Here is a 21,841-nt window from a genome sequence, read left to right on the forward strand (position 1 = left end):
TTGAATTGATAATAGTTATCGTTTGCTTTATCATTAGCAAAGTAATCAAAGGGATGAAGGAGTCAGCATCGTCGCCCTGGTCAGGGGAGGATGTTGTGCCCACACCTGCAAAGAATTACCCGGCCGACCTGCCAGAGAAGCGGGCGGCATGCAATGCAATTGTGAGCAGTACATATTTGATTTTGCTGTGTTTACCTCATGGAGATAGGAAATGTTTAGGTTGAATCCCTTCGTTCGGGGAGGGCTGTGCGCGTCTGCTCTGTCCCTGGCCCTGCCGGTTGTTGCGGCGGAATCTGGCGACACCATGGTGGTGACCGCCTCGGCCAACGAGCAAAACCTGAAGGATGCCCCGGCCAGTATCAGCGTCATCACTCAGCAGGATCTGCAGCGCAAGCCGGTGCAGAACCTGAAAGATGTGTTAAAGGATGTGCCGGGCGTGCAATTAACTGACGAAGGGGACAACCGTAAGGGCGTCAGTATTCGCGGTCTGGACAGCAGCTACACGCTGATCCTGGTTGACGGTAAACGCGTCAACTCGCGCAATGCCGTTTTCCGCCATAACGACTTCGACCTCAACTGGGTTCCGGTTGACGCCATCGAACGCATTGAAGTGGTGCGCGGTCCGATGTCCTCCCTCTACGGCTCCGATGCCCTGGGCGGCGTGGTCAACATCATCACCAAAAAGATCGGCCAGAAATGGACCGGCACCCTCACCGCCGATACCACGATTCAGGAGCACCGCGATCGTGGCGACACCTATGGCGGCCAGTTCTATACCAGCGGCCCGCTGGTGGATGGCGTCCTCGGCCTGAAGGCCTTCGGCAGCCTGTCTAAACGCGACAAAGACGATCCGCAGGATTCAACGACCAGCGCTACCGGAGAAACCCCGCGCATTGAAGGCTTTACCAGCCGCGATGCCAACGTGGAATTTGCCTGGACCCCGAACGAGAACCACGATTTCACCGCGGGCTACGGTTTTGACCGTCAGGATCGTGACTCCGACTCGCTGGATCAGAACCGCCTTGAGCGCCAGAACTACTCCCTGAGCCACAACGGCCGCTGGGGCGTGGGCAACAGCGAGCTAAAATTCTACGGCGAGAAGGTTGATAACAAAAACCCGGGCAACAGCAACCCAATTACCTCCGAAAGCAACTCCATTGACGGCAAATACGTCCTGCCGCTGGGGGAGATTAACCAGCTCCTGACCTTTGGCGGGGAATGGCGTCACGACAAGCTGAAAGATCCGGTTAACATCACCGGCGGCAGCAGCAGTAATACCTCGGCCAGCCAGTATGCGCTGTTCCTGGAAGACGAATGGCGGATCTTCGAGCCGCTGGCGCTGACCACCGGCATGCGTATGGATGACCACGAAACCTACGGCGACCACTGGAGCCCGCGTGCTTATCTGGTCTATAACGCCACCGATACCCTGACGGTAAAAGGCGGCTGGGCGACGGCATTTAAAGCGCCATCCCTGCTGCAACTGAGCCCGGACTGGACCACCGGCTCCTGCCGTGGTGCCTGTGAAATTGTCGGTAGCCCGGATCTGAAGCCGGAAACCAGCGAAAGCATCGAGCTGGGTCTCTACTATAACGGGGAAGAGGGCTGGTTAGAGGGCGTGCAGGGCAGCATTACCGCCTTCCAGAACGACGTTGATGACCGCATCAGCATTCTGCGTACCGCGAACGTCAATCAGGCGCAGGGCTACCCGAACTACGTCGGGCTGAATGCCGATGGCGAACCGGTGTTCCGTTACTACAACGTCAATAAAGCGCGTATCCGTGGTCTGGAGACGGAAGTTAAGTTCCCGATTGCCGAAGACTGGCGCATGACGCTGAATTACACCTATAACGACGGGCGTGATATCAGCAACGGCGAGAACAAGCCGCTCTCTGAGCTGCCGTTCCATACCGCGAACGGCACGCTGGACTGGCAGGCAACCCAGGCGTGGTCCTTCTACGTGCAGGGTAATTATACGGGTGAGAAACGCACCGTTACCGATGGCGCCGCAACGCCGGGCGGTTACGTGGTGTGGAACACCGGTGGTGCATGGCAGGCAACCAAAAACGTCAAGCTGCGTGCGGGGGTCATGAACCTGCTGGATAAAGATCTCAGCCGCGACGACTACAGCTATACCGAAGAAGGACGCCGTTACTTTATGGCGGTGGATTACCAGTTCTGATCGAGGGATCGCCGGAGCGGTGCGGTCTGTTTGCCGGGGGCGCTGCGCTTGCCCGGCCTACGGGCTGGTGCGGTCTGTTTGCCGGGGGCGCTGCGCTTGCCCGGCCTACGGGCTGGTGCGGTCTGTTTGCCGGGCGGCGCTGCGCTTGCCCGGCTTACGGGCTGGTGCTATCTGTTTGCCGGGGCGCTGCGCTTGCCCGGCCTACGGGCTGGTGCGGTCTGTTTGCGGGGCGCTGCGCTTGCCCGGCCTACGGGCTGGTGCGGTCTGTTTGCCGGGCGGCGCTGCGCTTGCCCGGCCTACGGGCTGGTGCGATCTGTTTGCCGGGGGCGTTGTGCTTGCCTGGCCTACGGGCTGGTGCGGTCTGTTTGCGGGGGCGCTGCGCTTGCCCGGCCTACAGGCTGGTGCGGTCTGTTTACCGGGGGCGTTGTGCTTGCCTGGCCTACGGGTTGGTGCGGTCTGTTTGCCGGGGGCGCTGCGCTTGCCCGGCCTAGGGGCTGGTGCGGTCTGTTTGCCGGGGGCGCTGCGCTTGCCAGGCCTACGGGCTGGTGCGGTCTGTTTGCCGGGCGGCGCTGCGCTTGCCCGGCCTACGGGCTGGTGTGGGTTTTGTAGGCCCGGTAAGCGAAGCGCCACCGGGCATGAAGGCTGCACTTACTTCAACAACTGCTGCGCATGGAAGCGCAGATGATCTTCAATAAAGGACGCAATAAAGAAATAGCTGTGATCGTAGCCCGGCTGGATACGCAATGTCAGCGGCCAGGCCTTCTGGCGCGCGGCTTCCGCCAGCACCGCCGGTTGTAACTGGCTCGCCAGGAACTGATCGGCATCCCCCTGATCGATAAGCGTCGGGATCGCCTGTTCCGGCTGGCTGGCCAGCATCAGCGCACAGCTGTCCCACGCCTGCCAGGCCTCTGCATCCTCACCCAAGTAATGGGTGAACGCTTTTTGCCCCCACGGCACCTGGGACGGGTTCACGATCGGCGAAAATGCCGATACGCTGACGTATTTACCCGGATTTTTCAGCGCCATCACCAGCGCACCGTGACCGCCCATCGAATGGCCGCTGATTGCACTGCGATCGGATACCGCAAATTCCGCCTGGATCAGCGCCGGGAGTTCATCGCGCAGGTAATCATACATCCGGTAATGACGCGCCCAGGGTTCCTGGGTGGCATTCAGGTAGAATCCGGCGCCTTTGCCCAGGTCGTAACCGGCATCGTCCGCCACCTCGTCACCGCGCGGGCTGGTATCAGGCATCACCAGGGCGATCCCCAGCTCCGCCGCCACCCGCTGGGCGCCCGCTTTGGTCGTGAAGTTCTCATCGTTGCAGGTCAGGCCGGAGAGCCAGTACAGCACCGGCGGTTTTGCTGCGCCGTTAGACGGGGGCAGAAAGATGCTGAACGTCATCGCACAGTTCAGCACCGCGGAGTCATGACGCCAGCGCTGCTGTCGACCTTCAAAACAGTGGTGCTCTTCGAGCAGTTCCATGCAGGGCTCCTTCAGGAAGGTTGTATAGAGAGATGAAGGTCATAATACAGATAATTCAATAACGAGTGAGTAACTTTCACTTCCGCATTAACGACATATCCTGCATCATGAATTTACGAAACTTTAACAACTGGAGTGGTCATGGCGCTGCGTATCGCGCTCAGCGGATTTGTGGTTCTGGTGGTGGCGATGGGAATAGGGCGTTTTGCCTTTACCCCACAGGTACCGCTGATGATTGCGGCAGGGCAACTCACGCTGACCAGCGCCGGGCTGGTGGCTGCCATGAACTATCTCGGCTATCTGGTGGGGGCATGGGATGCCATGCGCGCGCACCGGTTTGTCGAAGGTCGGCTGTGGCTGGGGATTATTGGCGCGGTGGCGCTGACCCTACTTTCGGCGGCCGCAGATAACGCCCTGGTCCACGGGCTGCTGCGCTTTGTGATTGGCTGCATGAGCGGCTGGTCAATGGTGCTGGTGGCCGCCTGGACCAACGAGCGGCTGGCCCATTTCGGCAAACCTGGCCTGAGTGCTGCGGTCTTCGCCGGGCCCGGAGCGGGTATTACCATCAGCGGTCTGCTGGCGGTGTGGATCCAGGCGCACGGGTTATCAGCCGGCGCCGCGTGGCAAATCTACGGCGTGCTGGCGCTGGTGCTGATCGCGCTGGTGGCCCGCTACCTGCCGCGGGCCGGGCAGCTGCATCGTCCGGGCACCACGCCGGAGCCGCTGACGCTGACCCGCGATCTGCGTCGTCTGGTCTGGAGCTACAGCCTCGCCGGGTTTGGCTACATCCTCCCGGCGACATTTTTGTCGCAGATGGCGGCGCTGCGCTTTCCCGGCAGCGCGTTTGCCCAGTTTGTCTGGCCGGTGTTCGGCGTCGCCTCGGTGCTGGGCATTGCGCTAAGTATCGCCCTGCGCCATGTCTCTACCACCCATCGCAGGCTGGCGCTGGTGCTCTGGCTGCAGGCGGTGGGGGTGATTGCCGCCTGGCTGATGCCGGGGATGGCCGGTCTGGTGACCGGTGCGCTGCTGGTGGGCGGCGGATTTTTATGTGCGGTCCAGCTCTCGTTGCTCTACGGGCGTGAACTGGCACCGAATCACACGCGTTATATGGCCGGGTTACTGACGACCGGCTATGCGGTCGGGCAGTTGATTGGCCCGATGACCTCGGCGCTGTCGAGCTGGCTCACCCACCAGCTGGAGCCCGCTCTGGGCCTTGCTGGTATCGCCCTTTTCGTGGCGGGTGGGCTGGTCTGGCAGCGTCAGGTTGAAAGGTAACGGCAATTGGAATAATTATCGCGGTGAATACTGGATTATGCTCGCCGCCTCGCGCACAATGAGTGCACATTTTGCCCCACGGAGGGCAGAAGAGCACCGCACCTGCAGGAGAAAAGAATGTCATCAATGAGTAAAGAAGCAGCTCTCGTCCACGAAGCGCTGGTCGCACACGGTCTCGAAACCCCGCTGCGTCCGCCGGTTCAGGATCTGGACAACGAAACGCGTAAACGTCTTATTTCCGGGCATATGACCGAAATCATGCAGCTGCTGAATCTCGATTTGAGCGATGACAGTCTGATGGAGACCCCACGTCGCATCGCCAAAATGTATGTCGATGAGATTTTCTCCGGGCTTGATTACGCTAATTTCCCGAAAATCACCGTCATCGAAAACAAAATGAAGGTAGATGAGATGGTGACGGTGCGTGATATCACCCTGACCAGCACCTGTGAACACCACTTTGTGACCATCGACGGCAAAGCGACCGTGGCCTATATTCCGAAAGACTCGGTGATTGGCCTGTCGAAGATTAACCGTATCGTGCAGTTCTTTGCCCAGCGTCCGCAGGTGCAGGAGCGTTTAACCCAGCAGATCCTCATCGCGCTGCAAACGCTGCTTGGCACCAACAACGTGGCGGTTTCCATTGACGCGGTGCATTACTGCGTGAAAGCGCGCGGCATTCGTGATGCCACCAGCGCCACCACGACCACCTCGCTAGGCGGCCTGTTTAAATCAAGCCAGAACACCCGTCAGGAGTTCCTGCGCGCCGTACGTCACCACAACTGATCATCAGGGCAGGATACATGGAAAGAAATGTCACGCTGGATTTCGTTCGTGGCGTCGCTATTCTGGGTATTCTGCTGCTCAATATCAGCGGCTTCGGTCTGCCGAAAGCCGCTTACCTCAATCCCGCCTGGTATGGCGATATTACCCTCAGTGATGCCTGGACATGGGCGGTGCTGGATCTCTTCGCCCAGGTCAAATTCCTCACCCTGTTTGCCCTGCTGTTCGGCGCCGGACTTCAGCTACTGCTGAAGCGCGGAAAGCGCTGGATCCAGGCCCGCCTCTCGCTGCTGGTGCTGCTCGGGTTTATTCACGGGCTGCTGTTCTGGGACGGTGACATTCTGCTGGCCTACGGGCTGGTGGGGCTGATCTGCTGGCGCATCATCCGCGATGCCCACGATGTCAAAAACCTCTTTAATACCGGGGTGGTGCTTTTTCTCATCGGCGTTGCCATCCTGCTGCTACTGGGGGTTATCTCGGGCGGCTCTACCAATCGTTCCTGGGTGCCGGATGCGGCCAGTCTCCAGTATGAGCAGTACTGGAAACTGGGCGGCGGAATGGAGGCCATCAGCAACCGGGCCGATATGATTGGCAACAGCCTGCTGGCGCTTGGAGCGCAGTACGGCTGGCAGCTGGCGGGGATGATGCTGATCGGCGCCGCGCTGATGCGTACCGGCTGGCTGAAAGGCGAGTTTAGCCTGCGTCACTATCGGCGTACCGGGCTGTGGCTGGTGCTGGCCGGTTTGGCGATTAATCTCCCGGCGGTGATCGCCCAGTGGTATCTGAACTGGGATTACCGCTGGTGTGCGTTTCTGTTACAGGCACCGCGCGAACTTAGCGCGCCGCTGCAGACGATAGGCTATGCCGCGCTGATGTATGGCTTCTGGCCGCAGCTCTGTCGTTTCCGGCTGGTGATGGCGGTGGCCTGCGTGGGGCGGATGGCGCTTAGCAACTATCTTCTCCAGACCCTTATCTGCACGACCCTGTTCTATCAGTTAGGCCTGTTTATGCATTTTGATCGCCTGCAGCTGCTGGGTTTTGTCCTGCCAGTCTGGCTGGTGAACATCCTGTTCTCGGTTTTCTGGCTGCGCCATTTCCGCCAGGGGCCGCTGGAATGGCTGTGGCGGCAATTGACCGCACGTGCTGCAGGGGTTTCATTAAGTAATACATCCGGATAACGATCTGGATCACAATCATTAACAAAACGGATGTAACCGTTTTCATCCTTGTGAGCTTCTTCACGTAGTCCTCCCTTTCTCGCTGCCAGAATAGTCACCTTGCTAAACACAGGGGGTGTCTGTGAGTTGCTGCAATCTAAATAAGGATGGTGAATATGATCACCATTCGTGACGTCGCGCGTCAGGCGGGCGTTTCTGTCGCCACCGTTTCCCGGGTTCTCAATAACAGCGCGCTGGTCAGTCCGGAGACCCGCGAGTGCGTGATGAAAGCCGTCACGGCGCTCGGCTACCGGCCGAACGCCAACGCCCAGGCGCTGGCGACCCAGGTCAGCGACACCATCGGCGTGGTGGTGATGGACGTGTCGGATGCCTTCTTTGGCGCACTGGTGAAAGCCGTGGACATGGTTGCCCAGGAGCACCAGAAAAATGTGCTGATCGGTAACAGCTATCACGAGGCGGAAAAAGAGCGTAATGCCATTGAGGTGTTGATCCGTCAGCGCTGTAACGCCCTGATTGTCCACTCAAAAGCCTTAAGCGATGAGGAGCTGTCTTCTCTGATGGAGCAGATCCCCGGCATGGTGCTGATCAACCGCATCGTGCCTGGCTATGCCCACCGCTGCGTCTGCCTTGATAACGTCAGCGGAGCGATGATGGCGACGCGGATGCTGGTGAACAACGGACATCAGCGCATCGGCTATCTTGCGTCAAGCCACCGCATTGAGGATGACGAAATGCGTCGTGAAGGCTGGCAGAAAGCGTTGCTGGAGCAGGGCATTACCGCATCGGACAGCTGGATTGGTACAGGCGCGCCTGACATGCAGGGCGGAGAGGCGGCCATGGTGGAGCTGCTCGGGCGCAACCTGCAGCTGACCGCCGTCTTTGCCTACAACGATAGCATGGCCGCAGGCGCGCTAACGGCGCTGAAGGACAACGGCATTGCGGTGCCACAGCATCTGTCATTGATTGGTTTCGATGATATTCCGATTGCCCGTTACACGGACCCTCAGCTGACCACGGTGCGCTACCCTATTGCCTCTATGGCACGGCTGGCCACGGAGCTGGCGTTGCAGGGGGCCGCAGGGAAACTGGATATCACCGCAACACACTGTTTTATGCCGACTTTAGTGCGTCGTCACTCGGTAGCCCTGCGGCAAATTGTGGCACCGATCACTAACTAATAATTCGCCGTGATGTAACCGTTTTCAATTTGTGAGTAAATTCACAGTAAGTTAACAATGCGCTGTCTATGATGTCAGCGTTTTAGTGACTGAAACGCTATGTAACGGTGAATAATCACTTTCACTATAGCCAGGGCACATTAAACATCCAAAAAAACGCATTCTGGAGCGTTACCGACCAAGGAAGATAGAAATTTTATAAGTGGACTTCGGCCGGCATTAACGTTTCATTAACATTTGCCCGCCGATCGTTATTCACACGAACTACCCTGCATAAAAAAAACCGGAGATATCATGAATAAGAAGGTGTTGACTCTGTCTGCTGTTATGGCAAGCATGCTTTTTGGTGCAACCGCGCACGCTGCAGATAGCCGTATTGGTGTGACTATCTATAAATACGACGACAACTTTATGTCTGTTGTGCGTAAAGCCATCGAGAAAGAGGGTAAATCAGCTCCAGAAGTGCAGCTGCTGATGAATGACTCCCAGAATGACCAGTCAAAACAGAACGACCAGATCGACGTACTGCTGGCAAAAGGCGTGAAAGCACTGGCAATCAACCTTGTTGACCCGGCGGCTGCAGGCACCGTTATTGAGAAAGCGCGTGGCCAGAATGTGCCAGTGGTGTTCTTCAACAAAGAACCTTCCCGTAAAGCGCTGGATAGCTACGACAAAGCCTTCTACGTGGGCACCGACTCCAAAGAATCCGGCATCATTCAGGGCGACCTGATTGCTAAACACTGGGCTGCTAACCCGAACTGGGATCTGAACAAAGACGGTCAGGTTCAGTTTGTGCTGCTGAAAGGCGAGCCAGGCCACCCGGATGCTGAAGCACGTACCACTTACGTGATCAAAGAGCTGAACGACAAGGGCCTGAAAACCCAGCAGCTGGCATTAGATACCGCCATGTGGGACACCGCACAGGCGAAAGACAAGATGGACGCATGGCTGTCTGGCCCGAACGCTAACAAAATCGAAGTGGTTATCGCCAACAACGATGCGATGGCAATGGGTGCTGTAGAAGCCCTGAAAGCACACAACAAATCCTCTATCCCGGTATTTGGCGTGGATGCTCTGCCAGAAGCGCTGGCCCTGGTTAAATCTGGCGCAATGGCCGGTACCGTGCTGAACGATGCCAACAACCAGGCGAAAGCCACCTTCGACCTGGCGAAAAACCTGGCAGAAGGCAAAGGCGCAGCTGACGGCACCAACTGGAAAATCGACAACAAAGTTGTTCGCGTACCGTACGTTGGCGTAGATCAGGAAAACCTGGCGCAGTTCACCGGTAAATAAGTTAAAGCATTCCACTGGGCGCAGTTTCTGCGCCCTTTTATCACGCGACGCGAGGCCGAGAAGGTATAATTATGGTCAGCACAACGACTCAGTCGTCCGGTGAATACTTGTTGGAAATGAGCGGTATCAACAAGTCGTTTCCCGGGGTTAAAGCACTGGATAATGTTAATTTAAAAGTACGGCCTCACTCCATTCACGCCTTAATGGGTGAAAACGGTGCGGGTAAATCAACATTATTGAAATGCTTATTTGGGATCTATCAAAAAGATTCTGGCAGCATTCTTTTTCAGGGGAAAGAGATCGATTTCCATTCCGCCAAAGAGGCACTGGAAAACGGTATTTCGATGGTTCACCAGGAACTTAACCTGGTACTTCAGCGTTCTGTTATGGACAATATGTGGTTGGGGCGTTATCCGACCAAAGGCGTATTTGTCGATCAGGACAAAATGTATCGCGACACCAAAGCAATTTTTGATGAACTGGATATTGATATCGATCCGCGTGCGCGCGTCGGTACATTATCGGTTTCACAGATGCAGATGATCGAAATCGCCAAGGCCTTCTCCTATAACGCGAAAATCGTGATTATGGATGAGCCTACCTCTTCGTTAACGGAAAAAGAGGTGAACCATTTGTTCACCATTATCCGTAAGCTGAAGGATCGCGGCTGCGGCATCGTCTATATCTCGCACAAAATGGAAGAGATCTTCCAGCTGTGTGATGAGATTACGGTACTGCGCGACGGCCAGTGGATCGCCACCCAGCCGCTGGAAGGGCTGGACATGGACAAGATCATCGCCATGATGGTGGGGCGCTCCCTGAACCAACGTTTCCCGAACAAAGAGAACAAGCCGGGCGAAGTGATTCTGGAGGTGCGCAACCTGACTTCACTGCGTCAGCCCTCCATTCGCGACATCTCCTTCGACCTGCATAAAGGGGAGATCCTCGGGATTGCCGGTCTGGTGGGGGCCAAGCGTACCGATATCGTGGAGACCCTGTTCGGTATTCGCGAGAAATCCGGCGGGACCATCACCCTGCACGGGAAAAAGATCAATAACCATAACGCCAACGAAGCCATTAACCACGGCTTTGCGCTGGTGACGGAAGAGCGTCGCTCGACCGGTATTTACGCCTATCTGGATATTAACTTTAACTCCTTAATTTCTAATATTCATAATTACAAAAACAAGATCGGCCTGTTGGATAATTCCCGCATGAAGAGCGATACCCAGTGGGTAATTGACTCGATGCGCGTAAAAACCCCAGGACATCGCACGCAAATTGGTTCGCTCTCCGGTGGTAACCAGCAAAAGGTAATTATTGGACGCTGGTTATTAACCCAGCCTGAAATTCTGATGCTGGATGAACCAACCCGTGGTATCGACGTTGGTGCAAAATTTGAAATTTATCAGCTGATTGCTGAATTAGCCAAGAAAGATAAAGGGATTATTATTATTTCGTCCGAAATGCCGGAATTGTTAGGGATCACAGATCGTATTCTGGTTATGAGCAATGGTCTCGTTGCCGGAATTGTTGAAACCAAAACGACAACGCAAAACGAAATTTTGCGTCTTGCGTCTTTGCACCTTTAAGATTAGGGGCTCCTCATGAGTGCGTTAAATAAGAAAAGTTTTCTTACTTATCTGAAAGAAGGCGGTATTTACGTTGTTCTTTTAGTCTTGCTGGCCATTATTATTTTCCAGGATCCGACATTCTTAAGTCTGCTGAACTTAAGTAACATTCTGACTCAGTCTTCTGTACGTATTATTATCGCCCTGGGCGTGGCGGGCCTGATCGTTACCCAGGGTACCGACCTGTCAGCCGGTCGTCAGGTTGGCCTGGCGGCGGTTGTCGCGGCAACGCTTCTGCAATCCATGGAAAACGCCAACAAGGTGTTCCCGGAAATGGCGACCATGCCCATCATCCTGGTGGTCCTGATTGTCTGTGCTATCGGTGCGATTATTGGTCTGATTAACGGCATCATCATCGCTTACCTGAACGTAACGCCGTTCATCACCACCCTGGGTACGATGATCATCGTTTACGGTATCAACTCCCTGTACTACGACTTCGTGGGTGCATCGCCGATTTCCGGTTTCGACAGCGGCTTCTCCACCTTTGCGCAGGGCTTTATCGCGCTGGGTAGCTTCCGCCTCTCTTACATCACCTTCTATGCCCTGATTGCGGTGGCCTTTGTCTGGGTGCTGTGGAACAAAACCCGCTTCGGTAAGAACATCTTCGCTATCGGCGGTAACCCGGAAGCGGCGAAAGTCTCCGGTGTTAACGTGGCGCTGAACCTGCTGGTGATCTATGCCCTGTCCGGCGTGTTCTACGCGTTCGGTGGTTTGCTGGAAGCGGGCCGTATCGGCTCTGCCACCAACAACCTCGGCTTTATGTATGAGCTGGATGCGATTGCCGCGTGCGTCGTCGGTGGCGTGTCGTTCAGCGGTGGTGTGGGTACCGTACTGGGCGTGGTAACCGGTGTTATCATCTTCACCGTTATCAACTACGGTCTGACCTATATCGGCGTGAACCCGTACTGGCAGTACATCATCAAGGGCGCGATCATTATCTTCGCCGTTGCGCTGGACTCCCTGAAGTACGCGCGTAAGAAATAAGATTGCTGATAACAAAAAAACCCGCGTAATGCGGGTTTTTTTATGCCCGGCGGCGCTGCGCTTGCCGGGCCTACGGTATTGCAGGGTTTTGTAGGCCGGGTAAGGCGAAGCCGCCACCCGGCGATGTGGCAGAGGTGCGGCTGATGCCCGGCGGCGCTACGCTTGCCGGGCCTACGGTATTGCGGGGTTTTGTAGGCCGGGTAAGGCGAAGCCGCCACCCGGCGATATGGCCGCGGTGCGGCTGATGCCCGGCGGCGCTGCGCTTGCACGGGCCTACGGTATTGCGGGGTTTTGTAGGCCGGGTAAGGCGAAGCCGCCACCCGGCGATATGGCAGCGGTGCGGCTGATGCCCGGCGGCGCTACGCTTGCCGGACCTACGGTATTGCGGGGTTTTGTAGGCCGGGTAAGGCGAAGCCGCCACCCGGCGAGGTTTATTTCTTCTTCTGCATCTCCAGCAGCTGCTCCGGCGTCACTGCCGGATAACCCTGGGCATCTTCCGGCACTTCCAGCATCGCCGGGATCGGCACCAGCGGGCCTAAGAAGCGCGGTTCGCGTTTGAAGACATAGAGATCGGCCAGCGCCCCCAGACGGGCACCAAATTCACGCACCCGCACGGTGAGCATGTCTTTTGGTGACGGGACGGCATAGCACTGCGCCTGAATGCCCATATGCAGGGCAATAAACAGCGCGCGCTCGCAGTGGAAGCGCTGGGTGATGATGATGAAATCGTTGGTATCAAACACCTTACGGGTGCGGACAATGGAATCGAGGGTCCTGAAACCGGCGTAGTCGAGCACGATATCCGCCGGGTCCACGCCTGCGGCAATCAAGTCTTTACGCATGGTGACCGGCTCATTGTAGCTCTGCAGAGCGTTGTCGCCACTCAGCAGCAGGTAGTTGACCTTGCCGCTGTTGTAGGCGTTGAGCGCACCCTGAATGCGGTAGCGGTAATACTGGTTGATCACCCCGGTGCGGTAATACTTGGCGGTGCCAAGCACCACGCCAACCTGACGGTAGGGCAGATCCTGAAGGTCATCAAAGATATAGGGGGCTGTTTTCCAGCTCATCCAGCGGTCGAGGCCCAGCGCAGTCAACAGCACGATGGCGATCAGGGCAACCAGGCTGTATAACACGCGCTTTAACATACAGATGACTCTTACCAAAGGTGAAATTTCACTCAGGCTACTTTACCCGTCTGGTAAGCGCAAGAAACGGCGGTTTAATTGGGGGGATTTTCATCAATTATGCGGGCATTGCTGCCCGCATCAGAGGCTTACGCCAGCAATACGCGGTCGATGCTGGTGCAACCCAGCGCGCGCAGCGTCGCCGCGGTGGCATCCCACTGGATCAGCGGAGCATCGGCTTTTTCCGCCAGAATGGCGCGCTGAATATCCGGGTAGTCGTAACCGTTGAGGCTGAGGAGGTTGAGTGCGCCCTGCAGCGGCGGCAACGTCGGGTTAAAGGCGGCGTTCTCGGCATAGCTGCCGGTGAAGATGCGGCCATCGCGACACTCCAGCGCCACTCCGCTCGGGGAGTTGCTGTAGGGGGCGTGCGACTGGTTGGCGGCGCGGATAGCGGCCTGGGCCAGCTCGTCCCCGCTCACGGCGTAGCCATGATCCTGCTCATCCATCAGCAGGGATTTTATCTCCAGATCCTTCGGCCCGAAGGCGTCCGGCAGGTAATCCGCCAGCGTATGCGGATCGCGGCCCGGCAGGTTGATGCGCAGCTGCAAACCGCTGTTAAGCTCGTTCATAAACTGACGGCAGTGGCCGCACGGCGTGTAGTTCACGGTGATGGCCTGCAGGGATTTTTCGCCGCGCAGCCAGGCGTGGCTGATGGCGCTCTGTTCGGCATGCACGGTCTGCTGCATGGTCGCCCCGAGAAACTCCATATTGCCGCCGAAGTACCAGGTGCCGCTTACGCCGCGCGCAATGGCACCCACGTTGAAATGGGACAGGTCGGCGCGGGCGCAGGCCGCCGCCAGCGGCAGAAGCGCAAAGGCCAGCGCGTCATCATCCAGATCGGTGGCACGTTTCAGTGCGGTGACCTGTTCAGCCGTCAGCAGGGCGGGGAAGTGTGCATCCGCCAGAACCGGGGCCAGGGCTGACTGCAAATTCTCTGCAAGCTGAGCGAAAGCTGATTGAAAACGTGGATGCATGGCGTTGCCTCATAAAGGTTAATGGATCGGTAGTGTACGGAGCCGCCGAGGCTTTATATGTGACTCAGATCTCATTATGTGTGCAACTTATGAAACTCAAATGAAAAATGCGCGACGCGTCGCAAATTTTAGCCCATTACCGCCAGAATAATCGGGAACAGGAACGGCGCAATCAGCGAGGTCATGATCCCGCAGATCACCAGCGCCAGGGAGCTGAACGCCCCTTCCTGATAATCCAGCTCCGCGCAGCGGGCGGTGCCGAGGGCGTGAGATGCGGTCCCCATCGCCAGACCACGCGCAGATTTGGTGCGAATACGCATGGCGTTCAGCAGCGTATGGCCTAATACCGCCCCGAGAATACCGACATAAATCACGCACACGGCACTGATTGCCGGGATGCCACCGAGGCTGCCGCCCACCGCCATCGCGATCGGTGTGGTGACGGATTTAGGTAATATAGAGGCCGCGATTTCCGGGGTTGCCCCCATCAGCAGCGCCACCGAGGTGCCGGTGATCATCGCCACCACGCTGCCCACCAAGCAGATGGTAATGATTGACTTCCAGCGGGCGCGGATCTGGTGCAGTTGCTCATACAGCGGAAACGCCAGCGCCACCACCGCAGGTTGCAGCAGATCGTTGAGGACCTTGCTGCCCTGGAAATATTTTGCGTAGGGGATGCCGGTCAACAGCAGGAACGGAATAATCACTACCATCGCCACCAGCAGGGGGTTAAGCAGCGGGAACTTCAGGCGCACCGCCAGCTTGCGGGCGGCGAAGAATACCGCCACGGTGAGCGGCAGGGACCACCAGATATTGACCATCATTTTTTCTGTCCTTTTTGCCCAACCACGTTACGTTCCCCGTGCACCAGATGCGTGCTCCAGCTCACCACTAAAAACGCCACCAGCGTACTGATGGTGCAGGAGACAAATATCGGGCCGAACTGCGCGCTCAGCAGGTCGTAATATTGCATTACCCCCACACCGATCGGCACAAACAGCAGCGCCATATAGCGGATCAGCACCGAGCAGCCGGGCTTAACCCATTTTGCCGGAAGGATTTGCAGCGCGAGCAGTACAAACAGGATCAGCATGCCAATAATGCTGCCGGGAATGGTGATCGGCAGCAGGGAGGCGAGAAAAATACCCGCATACAGGCAGGCATAAATCAGGATGAAGGCGCGCAGGTATTGCCAGACAACGATCAGTGATTTCTTCATGGTGAAAGTCCTTAATGGAACGCATTCATCATACAATTAAAACCGGAAACGTGCTACGGATCACATCATGACTTTTGAGCATACCAGACATTACTTTCTGGAACGTTGGGCAATTCCCCAAACCGCAGGAGACAACGCGGCGCTGACAATATACGATCGGCAGATAAAGATAATGATGCCCAAATCCGGCCCTAACCCTTTACTGGAGGTAATCAATGCCATCAATTGTCATTAAAACCGCCGACGAGCTGGCCCGCCAGCGCCACGCGGGTGAACTGCTGGCCTCGGTGTTCACCATGCTGGACGAATTTATTAAGCCTGGCGTATCAACCATGGAGATCAACAATCGCGCCGAGGCGTTTATCGTCGAGGAGCTTAAGTCCCGTCCGGCCAGCAAAGGGCAGTATGACTACCCCTACGTGCTGAACACCTCGGTCAACGACGTGGTCTGCCACGGTATCCCGAAGGAGTCGGAGCATCTCAAATCGGGTGCCATCGTCAACGTCGACATCACCCTCGAAAACGCGGGCATGATCGCCGACTCCAGTAAAATGTATCTTATCGGCGAGGTTTCGCCCCTGGCCCGCAGGCTGGTGAAAGCGACCTACGAGGGGATGTGGAAGGGGATTAAGGCCGTCAAACCGGGCGCCACGCTGGGCGACATTGGCCACGCTATTCAGTCATACGTTGAAAGCCAGGGCTACAGCGTAGTGCGCGAGTACTGCGGGCACGGCATTGGTAAAGAGATGCACGAAGAGCCGCAGATCCTGCACTACGGCAAACCCGGCGAAGGGCCGGTGTTGCAGGAGGGGATGGTCTTCACTATCGAACCGATGATCAATCAGGGCGACAGCCGGATCAAAACGAAGAAGGACGGCTGGACGGTGGTGACCCGTGACAAAAAGCTGTCTGCACAATGGGAACACACTATCGCCGTAACGGCAGACGGTTTTGAGGTGCTAACCCTGCGCCCTGAAGAGACGCTCCCTGAATAAGACCGCAGCCCCACACGCATATCTTCCCTGACGCTTCCCACCTCTCGCGGGAGCGGCTACTATAGCGCGTCTTTTTTTACGGGTACTGATATGCGTGTATTACTGGCACCGATGGAAGGCGTGCTCGATTCGCTGGTGCGTGAGCTGCTGACCGACGTTAACGACTATGACCTCTGCATCACCGAGTTCCTGCGGGTGGTGGATATGTTATTGCCGGTAAAATCGTTTTACAGACTTTGCCCGGAGCTGCATCACCAGAGCCGCACCCCCTCAGGCACTCTGGTGCGCGTACAGCTGCTGGGACAATATCCCGAGTGGCTGGCGGAAAACGCCGCCCGCGCCGTCGAGCTGGGCTCCTGGGGCGTGGATCTGAACTGTGGCTGTCCGTCGAAAATGGTTAACGGCAGCGGCGGCGGGGCCACGCTGCTCAAAGATCCCGAGCTGATCTACCGCGGCGCGAAAGCGATGCGCGAGGCGGTGCCCTCCCATCTGCCGGTCACGGTGAAGGTGCGTCTGGGGTGGGACAGCGGCGACAGGCAGTTTGAAATTGCCGACGCGGTGCAGCAGGCGGGTGCCAGCGAGCTGGTGGTTCATGGCCGTACCAAAGAGGACGGCTATAAAGCCGAGCGCATTAACTGGCAGGCCATCGGCGAGATCCGCCAACGGCTGACCATACCGGTGGTGGCCAACGGCGAGATCTGGGATCGCGAGAGCGCGCTGGCCTGTATGAAAGAGACCGGCTGCGATTCCATCATGATCGGGCGCGGAGCGCTCAACGTGCCCAACCTCAGCCGGGTGATCAAATACAACGAGCCGCGCATGCCCTGGCCGGAAGTGGTGACGCTGATGAAGAAGTACTCCCGCCTCGAAAAGCAGGGCGACACCGGTCTGTACCATGTAGCGCGTATCAAGCAGTGGCTGAGCTACCTGCGGAAAGAGTACGACGATGCCCTGGGCCTGTTTCAGGAGATCCGCACCCTGCAAACCTCGGCGGAGATCGCCCGGGTTATTCAGTCAAAATAGGCCAACGTCGATCTGCGTCACGTTTTTTAGCGGGGCGCATTGTGGCATCGAACGAAACTGGTAAAGTGCGCTAACTGGATTGTTACTGCTGCGGCAGGCAAAACCTGATTTTCTGGCATCTGCCGGAGGTCAGGTTTTTTTGTTTCTGGGGCATGAAATGAAAATCGCCAAAATACTGAATAATAATGTGGTGGTTGTTCTGGATGAACAGGGGCGCGAACAGGTCGTGATGGGCCGTGGGCTGGCCTTTCAAAAGCACCCTGGCGACCTGGTCCCGAAAGCGAATATCGAGAAAGTGTTTGCCCTGCAAAGCGACGAGCTGGTGCAACGGCTGGGGGAGTTACTCAGCCAGATCCCGCTGGAAGTGATGACCACCTGCGACCGCATCATCGGGCTGGCGGCGCAGCGGTTGGGGAAACTGCAGGAGAGTTTGTACATCACCTTAACCGACCACTGCTACTTTGCGATTGAGCGGCAGAAGAAAGGGCTGGCGATCAAAAACGTGCTGCTGTGGGACATTAAGCGGCTCTACCCGAAAGAGTTTGAGCTGGGCCAGCAGGCGCGGGCCATCATCGCTCAACGGCTGGGCGTGGAGCTGGGCGAAGATGAAGCCGGATTTATCGCGCTCCATCTGGTCACCGCCCAGCTGCATAGCGAGATGCCGGAGGTCATGCACGTTACCCGGGTAATGCAGGAGATCCTGCAGCTGGTGAAATACAGCTTACAGCTGGAGTATGACGAGGAGTCGCTAAGCTATCAGCGCTTCGTCACCCATCTGAAGTTTTTTGCCCAGCGGATGCTGACCCGCACCGTGGTCGCGGATGACGACGCCTCGCTGCACTCGGCGGTAAAAGATAACTACGCGAAGGCGTGGATGTGTGCCGAAAAGATTGCCCGGCATCTGCAAAAGAGTTATCAGCGCGAGCTGACCACCGAAGAGATTATGTTTCTCACCATTCATATTGAGCGCGTGAGAAAAGAGGGGCGCTAAGCCCCCGCTACAAACGGATTGTTACTGCACTATGCAGGCAAAACCTGAGCGCGGCTCCCGAAAGGGCGTCGTTCTCGGGTTTTTTTATTTTTACGACTCGGTCAAACCCTGCCTGCGGGCAGTGAAGAAGGAAAAAGAGATGGAATATCAAGCACTGGCGAAGGATATTCTCGGCCACGTTGGCGGCAAAGAGAACATCGTCAGCCTGGTTCATTGCGCCACCCGGCTGCGTTTCAAACTGAAAGATTCTCAACGTGCGGATGCTGAAGGGCTGAAGATCAATCCCGGGGTGATCATGGTTGTCGAAAGCGGCGGCCAGTTCCAGGTGGTGATTGGCAACCACGTTCATGACGTCTGGCAGGCCGTTAGTCAGGAGGCGGGGCTGGCTGATGACGCGGTACTCGCCGCAGAGGATAAAGGCGAAAAAACCAGCCTCGGCGGCCAGCTTATCGATATTGTCTCCGGCATTTTTACTCCCTTTATCGGCGTCCTCGCCGCCTCGGGGATCCTGAAGGGATTGCTGGCGCTGGCGGTGGTGTGCGGCTGGCTGACCACCGACAGCGGCACCTACAAAATCTGGTTTGCCACCAGTGACGCGCTGTTCTTCTTCTTCCCGCTGGTGCTGGGCTACACCGCCGGTAAAAAGTTTGGCGGTAACCCGTTTATCACCATGGTGATTGGCGGGGCGCTGGTGCATCCGACCATGATTCAGGCCTTTGAGGCCAGTCAGCAGGCGGGCGCGGCGGCCAATGCCTTCCTCGCCATTCCGGTGACCTGGTTTAACTACAGCTCGTCGGTCATTCCGATCATTCTTGCCGCCTGGGTCAGCTGCTGGCTGGAGAAGCAGGGCAACAAACGCCTGCCGTCGGCGATGAAAAATTTCTTCACGCCGCTGATCTGTCTCGGCGTCACGGTGCCGCTGACCTTTCTGGTTATCGGCCCGGTGGCCACCTGGCTCAGCCAGATGCTGGCGAACAGCTATCAGTGGATCTACGTGCTTGCCCCCTGGCTGGCTGGCGCGGCGATGGGCGCGGTATGGCAGATATGCGTCATTTTCGGTCTGCACTGGGGGCTGGTGCCGCTGATGATCAATAACCTCGCCGTGTTGGGTCACGATTCGATGCTGCCGATGTTACTGCCGGCGGTGATGGGGCAGGTAGGTGCCGCGTTCGGCGTGTTCCTGCGTACCCGTGACACAAAGCTGAAGATGCTGGCGGGCTCGTCGGTAACGGCCGGGATTTTCGGTATCACCGAACCGGCGGTCTATGGCGTGAACCTGCCGCTGCGTCGTCCCTTCATCTTCGGCTGCGTGGCCGGGGCGGTCGGCGGCGCGATTGTCGGTTTCTTTGACACTCACGTTTACTCCTTTGGCTTCGGTAATATCTTCACCATCGCGCAGATGATCCCTCCTGGCGGGGTGGACGCCACGCTGTGGGGCGGGATTGCGGGCATGGTGGTGGCGCTGGTGCTGAGCTGTGCCCTGACCCTGATTGCCGGAATGCCTGCCAGCCCGGCCGACGCTTCCCCGGTGGTCGCTAACGTCGATGGCGACACGGTGCTCTCCCCGATGCGCGGCACGGTACTGGCGCTGGACCAGGTGCCGGACGCCACCTTTGCCAGCGGCCTGCTCGGTCAGGGCGCAGCTATCGTTCCTGCCGATAACAAAGTGATTGCCCCCTTTGCGGGGGAAGTGGCCTCGATATTTGCCACTAAGCATGCCATTGGCCTGTTGAGCGACAGCGGCATCGAAGTGCTGATCCACGTCGGGATCGACACCGTGAAGCTCGACGGCAAGCCGTTTACCGCCCACGTGAAGGTGGGTGACAAAGTACAGCCAGGCGATCTGCTGCTGGAGTTCGATCGTCAGGCGATTCTCGATGCCGGATACGATCTGGCGACCCCGATTATTATCAGCAATAGCGACGACTACCGTGATGTCGCGACCGTGGCGGCGACTGCCGTTCAGGCCGGCGCGCCGTTGCTTTGCGTAAGCCATCAATAACAGGAGAACCGAATGAAAACTTTCCCGGACGATTTCTTATGGGGCGGCGCGGTTGCCGCGAATCAGGTAGAAGGCGCTTACCTGGACGATGGCAAAGGATTGTCCACCTCTGACGTTCAGCCGCAGGGGGTATTTGGCCCGGTGGTGGAGCGCGTGGCGGGCGACAGCGGCATCAAAGACGTGGCGATCGATTTCTATCATCGTTATCCGCAGGACATCACACTGTTCGCCGAGATGGGCTTCAGCTGCCTGCGCGTCTCCATTGCCTGGACGCGCATCTTCCCGAGAGGCGATGAGCAGGAGCCGAACGAGGCCGGACTGGCCTTTTACGACAAGCTGTTTGACGAGCTGGCGGCCCACAACATCACCCCGCTGGTAACCCTCTCGCACTACGAGATGCCGTGGGGGCTGGTGAAGCAGTACGGCGGCTGGGGCAGCCGTCAGGTGATCGGTTTCTTCGAGCGCTATGCCCGCACCGTCTTTGCCCGCTATCAACACAAGGTGAAGCTGTGGCTCACCTTTAACGAGATCAACATGTCCCTGCACGCGCCGATGACCGGCGTCGGTCTGCCGGAAACCAGCAGCAAGGCGGAGGTCTATCAGGCGATCCACCATCAGCTGGTGGCGAGCGCCCTGGCGGTGAAAGCCTGCCACGCGATGATCCCGGACGCCAAAATCGGCAATATGCTGCTGGGCGGCCTGGTCTATCCGCTGACCTGCAAGCCGGACGACGTGCTGGAAGCCCTGCAGGAAAACCGCGCGTGGCAGTTTTTCGGCGATGTGCAGTGCCGCGGGGCGTACCCGGGCTATATGCTGCGCTTCTTCCGCGATAACGGCATTACGCTTGAAATTACCGACGCCGATCGCGAGGCGCTGAAATCGACCATCGACTTTATCTCCTTCAGCTACTACATGACCGGCTGTGTCACCACCGATGAAGAACTGAACCAGCAGGCGCGCGGCAACATCCTGAGCATGGTGCCTAACCCGCATCTGGCAAGCTCTGAATGGGGCTGGCAGATCGACCCGGTTGGCCTGCGCACCCTGCTGAACGTGCTCTGGGATCGCTATCAGAAACCGCTGTTTATTGTGGAGAACGGCCTGGGAGCAAAGGACAAGCCGGACGCCGACGGTGTGGTGCAGGATGATTACCGCATCAGCTACCTCAACGACCATCTGGTGCAGGTGCGCGAGGCGATTGAGGACGGCGTGGAGGTGATGGGCTACACCAGCTGGGGCCCGATCGATCTGGTGAGCGCCTCCAAAGCGGAGCTCTCCAAGCGCTACGGTTTTATCTATGTCGATCGTGATGACAGCGGTGCAGGCACGCTGGCGCGCAGCCGTAAGAAGAGTTTTTACTGGTATCAGGAAGTGATTGCGACGAAGGGCGCTTCGCTGAAAGCCTGATGACCGCAGGGGCGCCCGGCGGCATATCGGGCGCCTTTTCTGAATATGTAAAGG

18 protein-coding genes are annotated in these 21,841 nt (G+C 57.5%); 13 read left to right on the forward strand and 5 right to left on the reverse strand.

The features are described from left to right. The first annotated feature begins 211 nt into the window (after positions 1-211). Positions 212-2,182 (forward strand): catecholate siderophore receptor CirA, encoded by a 1,971-nt coding sequence (gene cirA, locus LRS40_RS14375; RefSeq protein ID WP_231311873.1) that lies wholly within the window; start codon positions 212-214, stop codon positions 2,180-2,182. A gap of 648 nt (positions 2,183-2,830) precedes the next feature. Here the strand turns inward: cirA and fghA are convergent. Next, on the reverse strand, positions 2,831-3,667 hold the full coding sequence (gene fghA / locus LRS40_RS14380; protein ID WP_231311874.1) for an S-formylglutathione hydrolase: 837 nt from the start codon (positions 3,665-3,667) through the stop codon (positions 2,831-2,833). Between the two features lie 141 nt (positions 3,668-3,808). Here fghA and LRS40_RS14385 point away from each other — a divergent pair, with 141 nt between their 5' ends. From LRS40_RS14385 to mglC, 7 genes are all read left to right on the forward strand, one after another. Continuing rightward, entirely contained in the window at positions 3,809-4,942 is a 1,134-nt protein-coding gene (locus LRS40_RS14385) for a YbfB/YjiJ family MFS transporter (RefSeq protein ID WP_231311875.1), read from the forward strand. Between the two features lie 117 nt (positions 4,943-5,059). Then, on the forward strand, positions 5,060-5,728 hold the full coding sequence (folE, locus tag LRS40_RS14390) for a GTP cyclohydrolase I FolE (protein ID WP_032612616.1): 669 nt from the start codon (positions 5,060-5,062) through the stop codon (positions 5,726-5,728). A gap of 17 nt (positions 5,729-5,745) precedes the next feature. After that, positions 5,746-6,903, forward strand: coding sequence for a DUF418 domain-containing protein YeiB (gene yeiB, locus LRS40_RS14395; protein ID WP_156264243.1), 1,158 nt, complete (start codon positions 5,746-5,748; stop codon positions 6,901-6,903). 155 nt (positions 6,904-7,058) lie between these two features. Continuing rightward, on the forward strand, positions 7,059-8,081 hold the full coding sequence (galS, locus tag LRS40_RS14400) for an HTH-type transcriptional regulator GalS (protein ID WP_142486481.1): 1,023 nt from the start codon (positions 7,059-7,061) through the stop codon (positions 8,079-8,081). 294 nt (positions 8,082-8,375) lie between these two features. After that, on the forward strand, positions 8,376-9,374 hold the full coding sequence (gene mglB, locus LRS40_RS14405; RefSeq protein ID WP_142486480.1) for a galactose/glucose ABC transporter substrate-binding protein MglB: 999 nt from the start codon (positions 8,376-8,378) through the stop codon (positions 9,372-9,374). 71 nt (positions 9,375-9,445) lie between these two features. Beyond that, complete coding sequence (gene mglA, locus LRS40_RS14410) at positions 9,446-10,966, forward strand: galactose/methyl galactoside ABC transporter ATP-binding protein MglA (RefSeq protein ID WP_142486479.1); 1,521 nt, start codon at positions 9,446-9,448, stop codon at positions 10,964-10,966. Positions 10,967-10,981: 15 nt separating this feature from the next. After that, the gene (gene mglC / locus LRS40_RS14415) at positions 10,982-11,992 is read left to right on the forward strand and encodes a galactose/methyl galactoside ABC transporter permease MglC (RefSeq protein WP_142486478.1); all 1,011 of its coding nucleotides are present in this window, start codon (positions 10,982-10,984) and stop codon (positions 11,990-11,992) included. A 431-nt stretch (positions 11,993-12,423) separates the two neighbouring features. Here mglC and sanA read toward each other — a convergent pair whose 3' ends face one another. The 4 genes from sanA to LRS40_RS14435 all read right to left on the reverse strand — a co-directional run bounded on the left by sanA (position 12,424) and on the right by LRS40_RS14435 (position 15,369). Next, positions 12,424-13,137: an outer membrane permeability protein SanA gene (sanA, locus tag LRS40_RS14420; protein WP_231311876.1), complete on the reverse strand. Its 714-nt coding sequence runs from the start codon at positions 13,135-13,137 to the stop codon at positions 12,424-12,426. A gap of 128 nt (positions 13,138-13,265) precedes the next feature. After that, complete coding sequence (gene cdd, locus LRS40_RS14425) at positions 13,266-14,150, reverse strand: cytidine deaminase (protein ID WP_142486476.1); 885 nt, start codon at positions 14,148-14,150, stop codon at positions 13,266-13,268. Between the two features lie 128 nt (positions 14,151-14,278). Beyond that, the gene (locus tag LRS40_RS14430; RefSeq protein WP_231311877.1) at positions 14,279-14,974 is read right to left on the reverse strand and encodes a CidB/LrgB family autolysis modulator; all 696 of its coding nucleotides are present in this window, start codon (positions 14,972-14,974) and stop codon (positions 14,279-14,281) included. Then, positions 14,971-15,369, reverse strand: a complete 399-nt coding sequence (locus tag LRS40_RS14435) for a CidA/LrgA family protein (protein WP_142486474.1) — start codon at positions 15,367-15,369, stop codon at positions 14,971-14,973. The genes LRS40_RS14430 and LRS40_RS14435 overlap by 4 nt, the downstream gene beginning before the upstream one ends. 215 nt (positions 15,370-15,584) lie before the next feature. On the opposite strand from LRS40_RS14435, the gene map reads away from it, so the two are divergent. From map to LRS40_RS14460, 5 genes are all read left to right on the forward strand, one after another. Then, positions 15,585-16,364: a type I methionyl aminopeptidase gene (gene map / locus LRS40_RS14440; protein WP_156264241.1), complete on the forward strand. Its 780-nt coding sequence runs from the start codon at positions 15,585-15,587 to the stop codon at positions 16,362-16,364. 90 nt (positions 16,365-16,454) lie between these two features. After that, positions 16,455-17,387 (forward strand): tRNA dihydrouridine(16) synthase DusC, encoded by a 933-nt coding sequence (gene dusC / locus LRS40_RS14445; RefSeq protein WP_231311878.1) that lies wholly within the window; start codon positions 16,455-16,457, stop codon positions 17,385-17,387. A 157-nt stretch (positions 17,388-17,544) separates the two neighbouring features. Further along, positions 17,545-18,378 (forward strand): BglG family transcription antiterminator LicT, encoded by an 834-nt coding sequence (gene licT, locus LRS40_RS14450; protein ID WP_231311879.1) that lies wholly within the window; start codon positions 17,545-17,547, stop codon positions 18,376-18,378. 139 nt (positions 18,379-18,517) lie between these two features. Beyond that, entirely contained in the window at positions 18,518-20,380 is a 1,863-nt protein-coding gene (gene bglF / locus LRS40_RS14455; protein ID WP_231311880.1) for a PTS beta-glucoside transporter subunit IIABC, read from the forward strand. A 12-nt stretch (positions 20,381-20,392) separates the two neighbouring features. Further along, a complete protein-coding gene (locus LRS40_RS14460) occupies positions 20,393-21,787 on the forward strand; it encodes a glycoside hydrolase family 1 protein (protein ID WP_231311881.1) in 1,395 nt (464 codons plus the stop codon). The last annotated feature ends 54 nt before the right edge of the window (positions 21,788-21,841 follow it).

This window comes from Leclercia sp. G3L (assembly GCF_021117075.1).
Classification (GTDB): Bacteria; Pseudomonadota; Gammaproteobacteria; order Enterobacterales; family Enterobacteriaceae; genus Enterobacter; species Enterobacter adecarboxylatus_C.

What these genes read in the sequence shown, in the direction of transcription:
- cirA (WP_231311873.1), top strand. Translation starts at nt 212, where the DNA reads ATGTTTAGGTTGAATCCCTTCGTTCGGGGAGGGCTGTGCGCGTCTGCT.
- fghA (WP_231311874.1), bottom strand. Translation starts at nt 3,667, where the DNA reads ATGGAACTGCTCGAAGAGCACCACTGTTTTGAAGGTCGACAGCAGCGC.
- LRS40_RS14385 (WP_231311875.1), top strand. Translation starts at nt 3,809, where the DNA reads ATGGCGCTGCGTATCGCGCTCAGCGGATTTGTGGTTCTGGTGGTGGCG.
- folE (WP_032612616.1), top strand. Translation starts at nt 5,060, where the DNA reads ATGTCATCAATGAGTAAAGAAGCAGCTCTCGTCCACGAAGCGCTGGTC.
- yeiB (WP_156264243.1), top strand. Translation starts at nt 5,746, where the DNA reads ATGGAAAGAAATGTCACGCTGGATTTCGTTCGTGGCGTCGCTATTCTG.
- galS (WP_142486481.1), top strand. Translation starts at nt 7,059, where the DNA reads ATGATCACCATTCGTGACGTCGCGCGTCAGGCGGGCGTTTCTGTCGCC.
- mglB (WP_142486480.1), top strand. Translation starts at nt 8,376, where the DNA reads ATGAATAAGAAGGTGTTGACTCTGTCTGCTGTTATGGCAAGCATGCTT.
- mglA (WP_142486479.1), top strand. Translation starts at nt 9,446, where the DNA reads ATGGTCAGCACAACGACTCAGTCGTCCGGTGAATACTTGTTGGAAATG.
- mglC (WP_142486478.1), top strand. Translation starts at nt 10,982, where the DNA reads ATGAGTGCGTTAAATAAGAAAAGTTTTCTTACTTATCTGAAAGAAGGC.
- sanA (WP_231311876.1), bottom strand. Translation starts at nt 13,137, where the DNA reads ATGTTAAAGCGCGTGTTATACAGCCTGGTTGCCCTGATCGCCATCGTG.
- cdd (WP_142486476.1), bottom strand. Translation starts at nt 14,150, where the DNA reads ATGCATCCACGTTTTCAATCAGCTTTCGCTCAGCTTGCAGAGAATTTG.
- LRS40_RS14430 (WP_231311877.1), bottom strand. Translation starts at nt 14,974, where the DNA reads ATGATGGTCAATATCTGGTGGTCCCTGCCGCTCACCGTGGCGGTATTC.
- LRS40_RS14435 (WP_142486474.1), bottom strand. Translation starts at nt 15,369, where the DNA reads ATGAAGAAATCACTGATCGTTGTCTGGCAATACCTGCGCGCCTTCATC.
- map (WP_156264241.1), top strand. Translation starts at nt 15,585, where the DNA reads ATGCCATCAATTGTCATTAAAACCGCCGACGAGCTGGCCCGCCAGCGC.
- dusC (WP_231311878.1), top strand. Translation starts at nt 16,455, where the DNA reads ATGCGTGTATTACTGGCACCGATGGAAGGCGTGCTCGATTCGCTGGTG.
- licT (WP_231311879.1), top strand. Translation starts at nt 17,545, where the DNA reads ATGAAAATCGCCAAAATACTGAATAATAATGTGGTGGTTGTTCTGGAT.
- bglF (WP_231311880.1), top strand. Translation starts at nt 18,518, where the DNA reads ATGGAATATCAAGCACTGGCGAAGGATATTCTCGGCCACGTTGGCGGC.
- LRS40_RS14460 (WP_231311881.1), top strand. Translation starts at nt 20,393, where the DNA reads ATGAAAACTTTCCCGGACGATTTCTTATGGGGCGGCGCGGTTGCCGCG.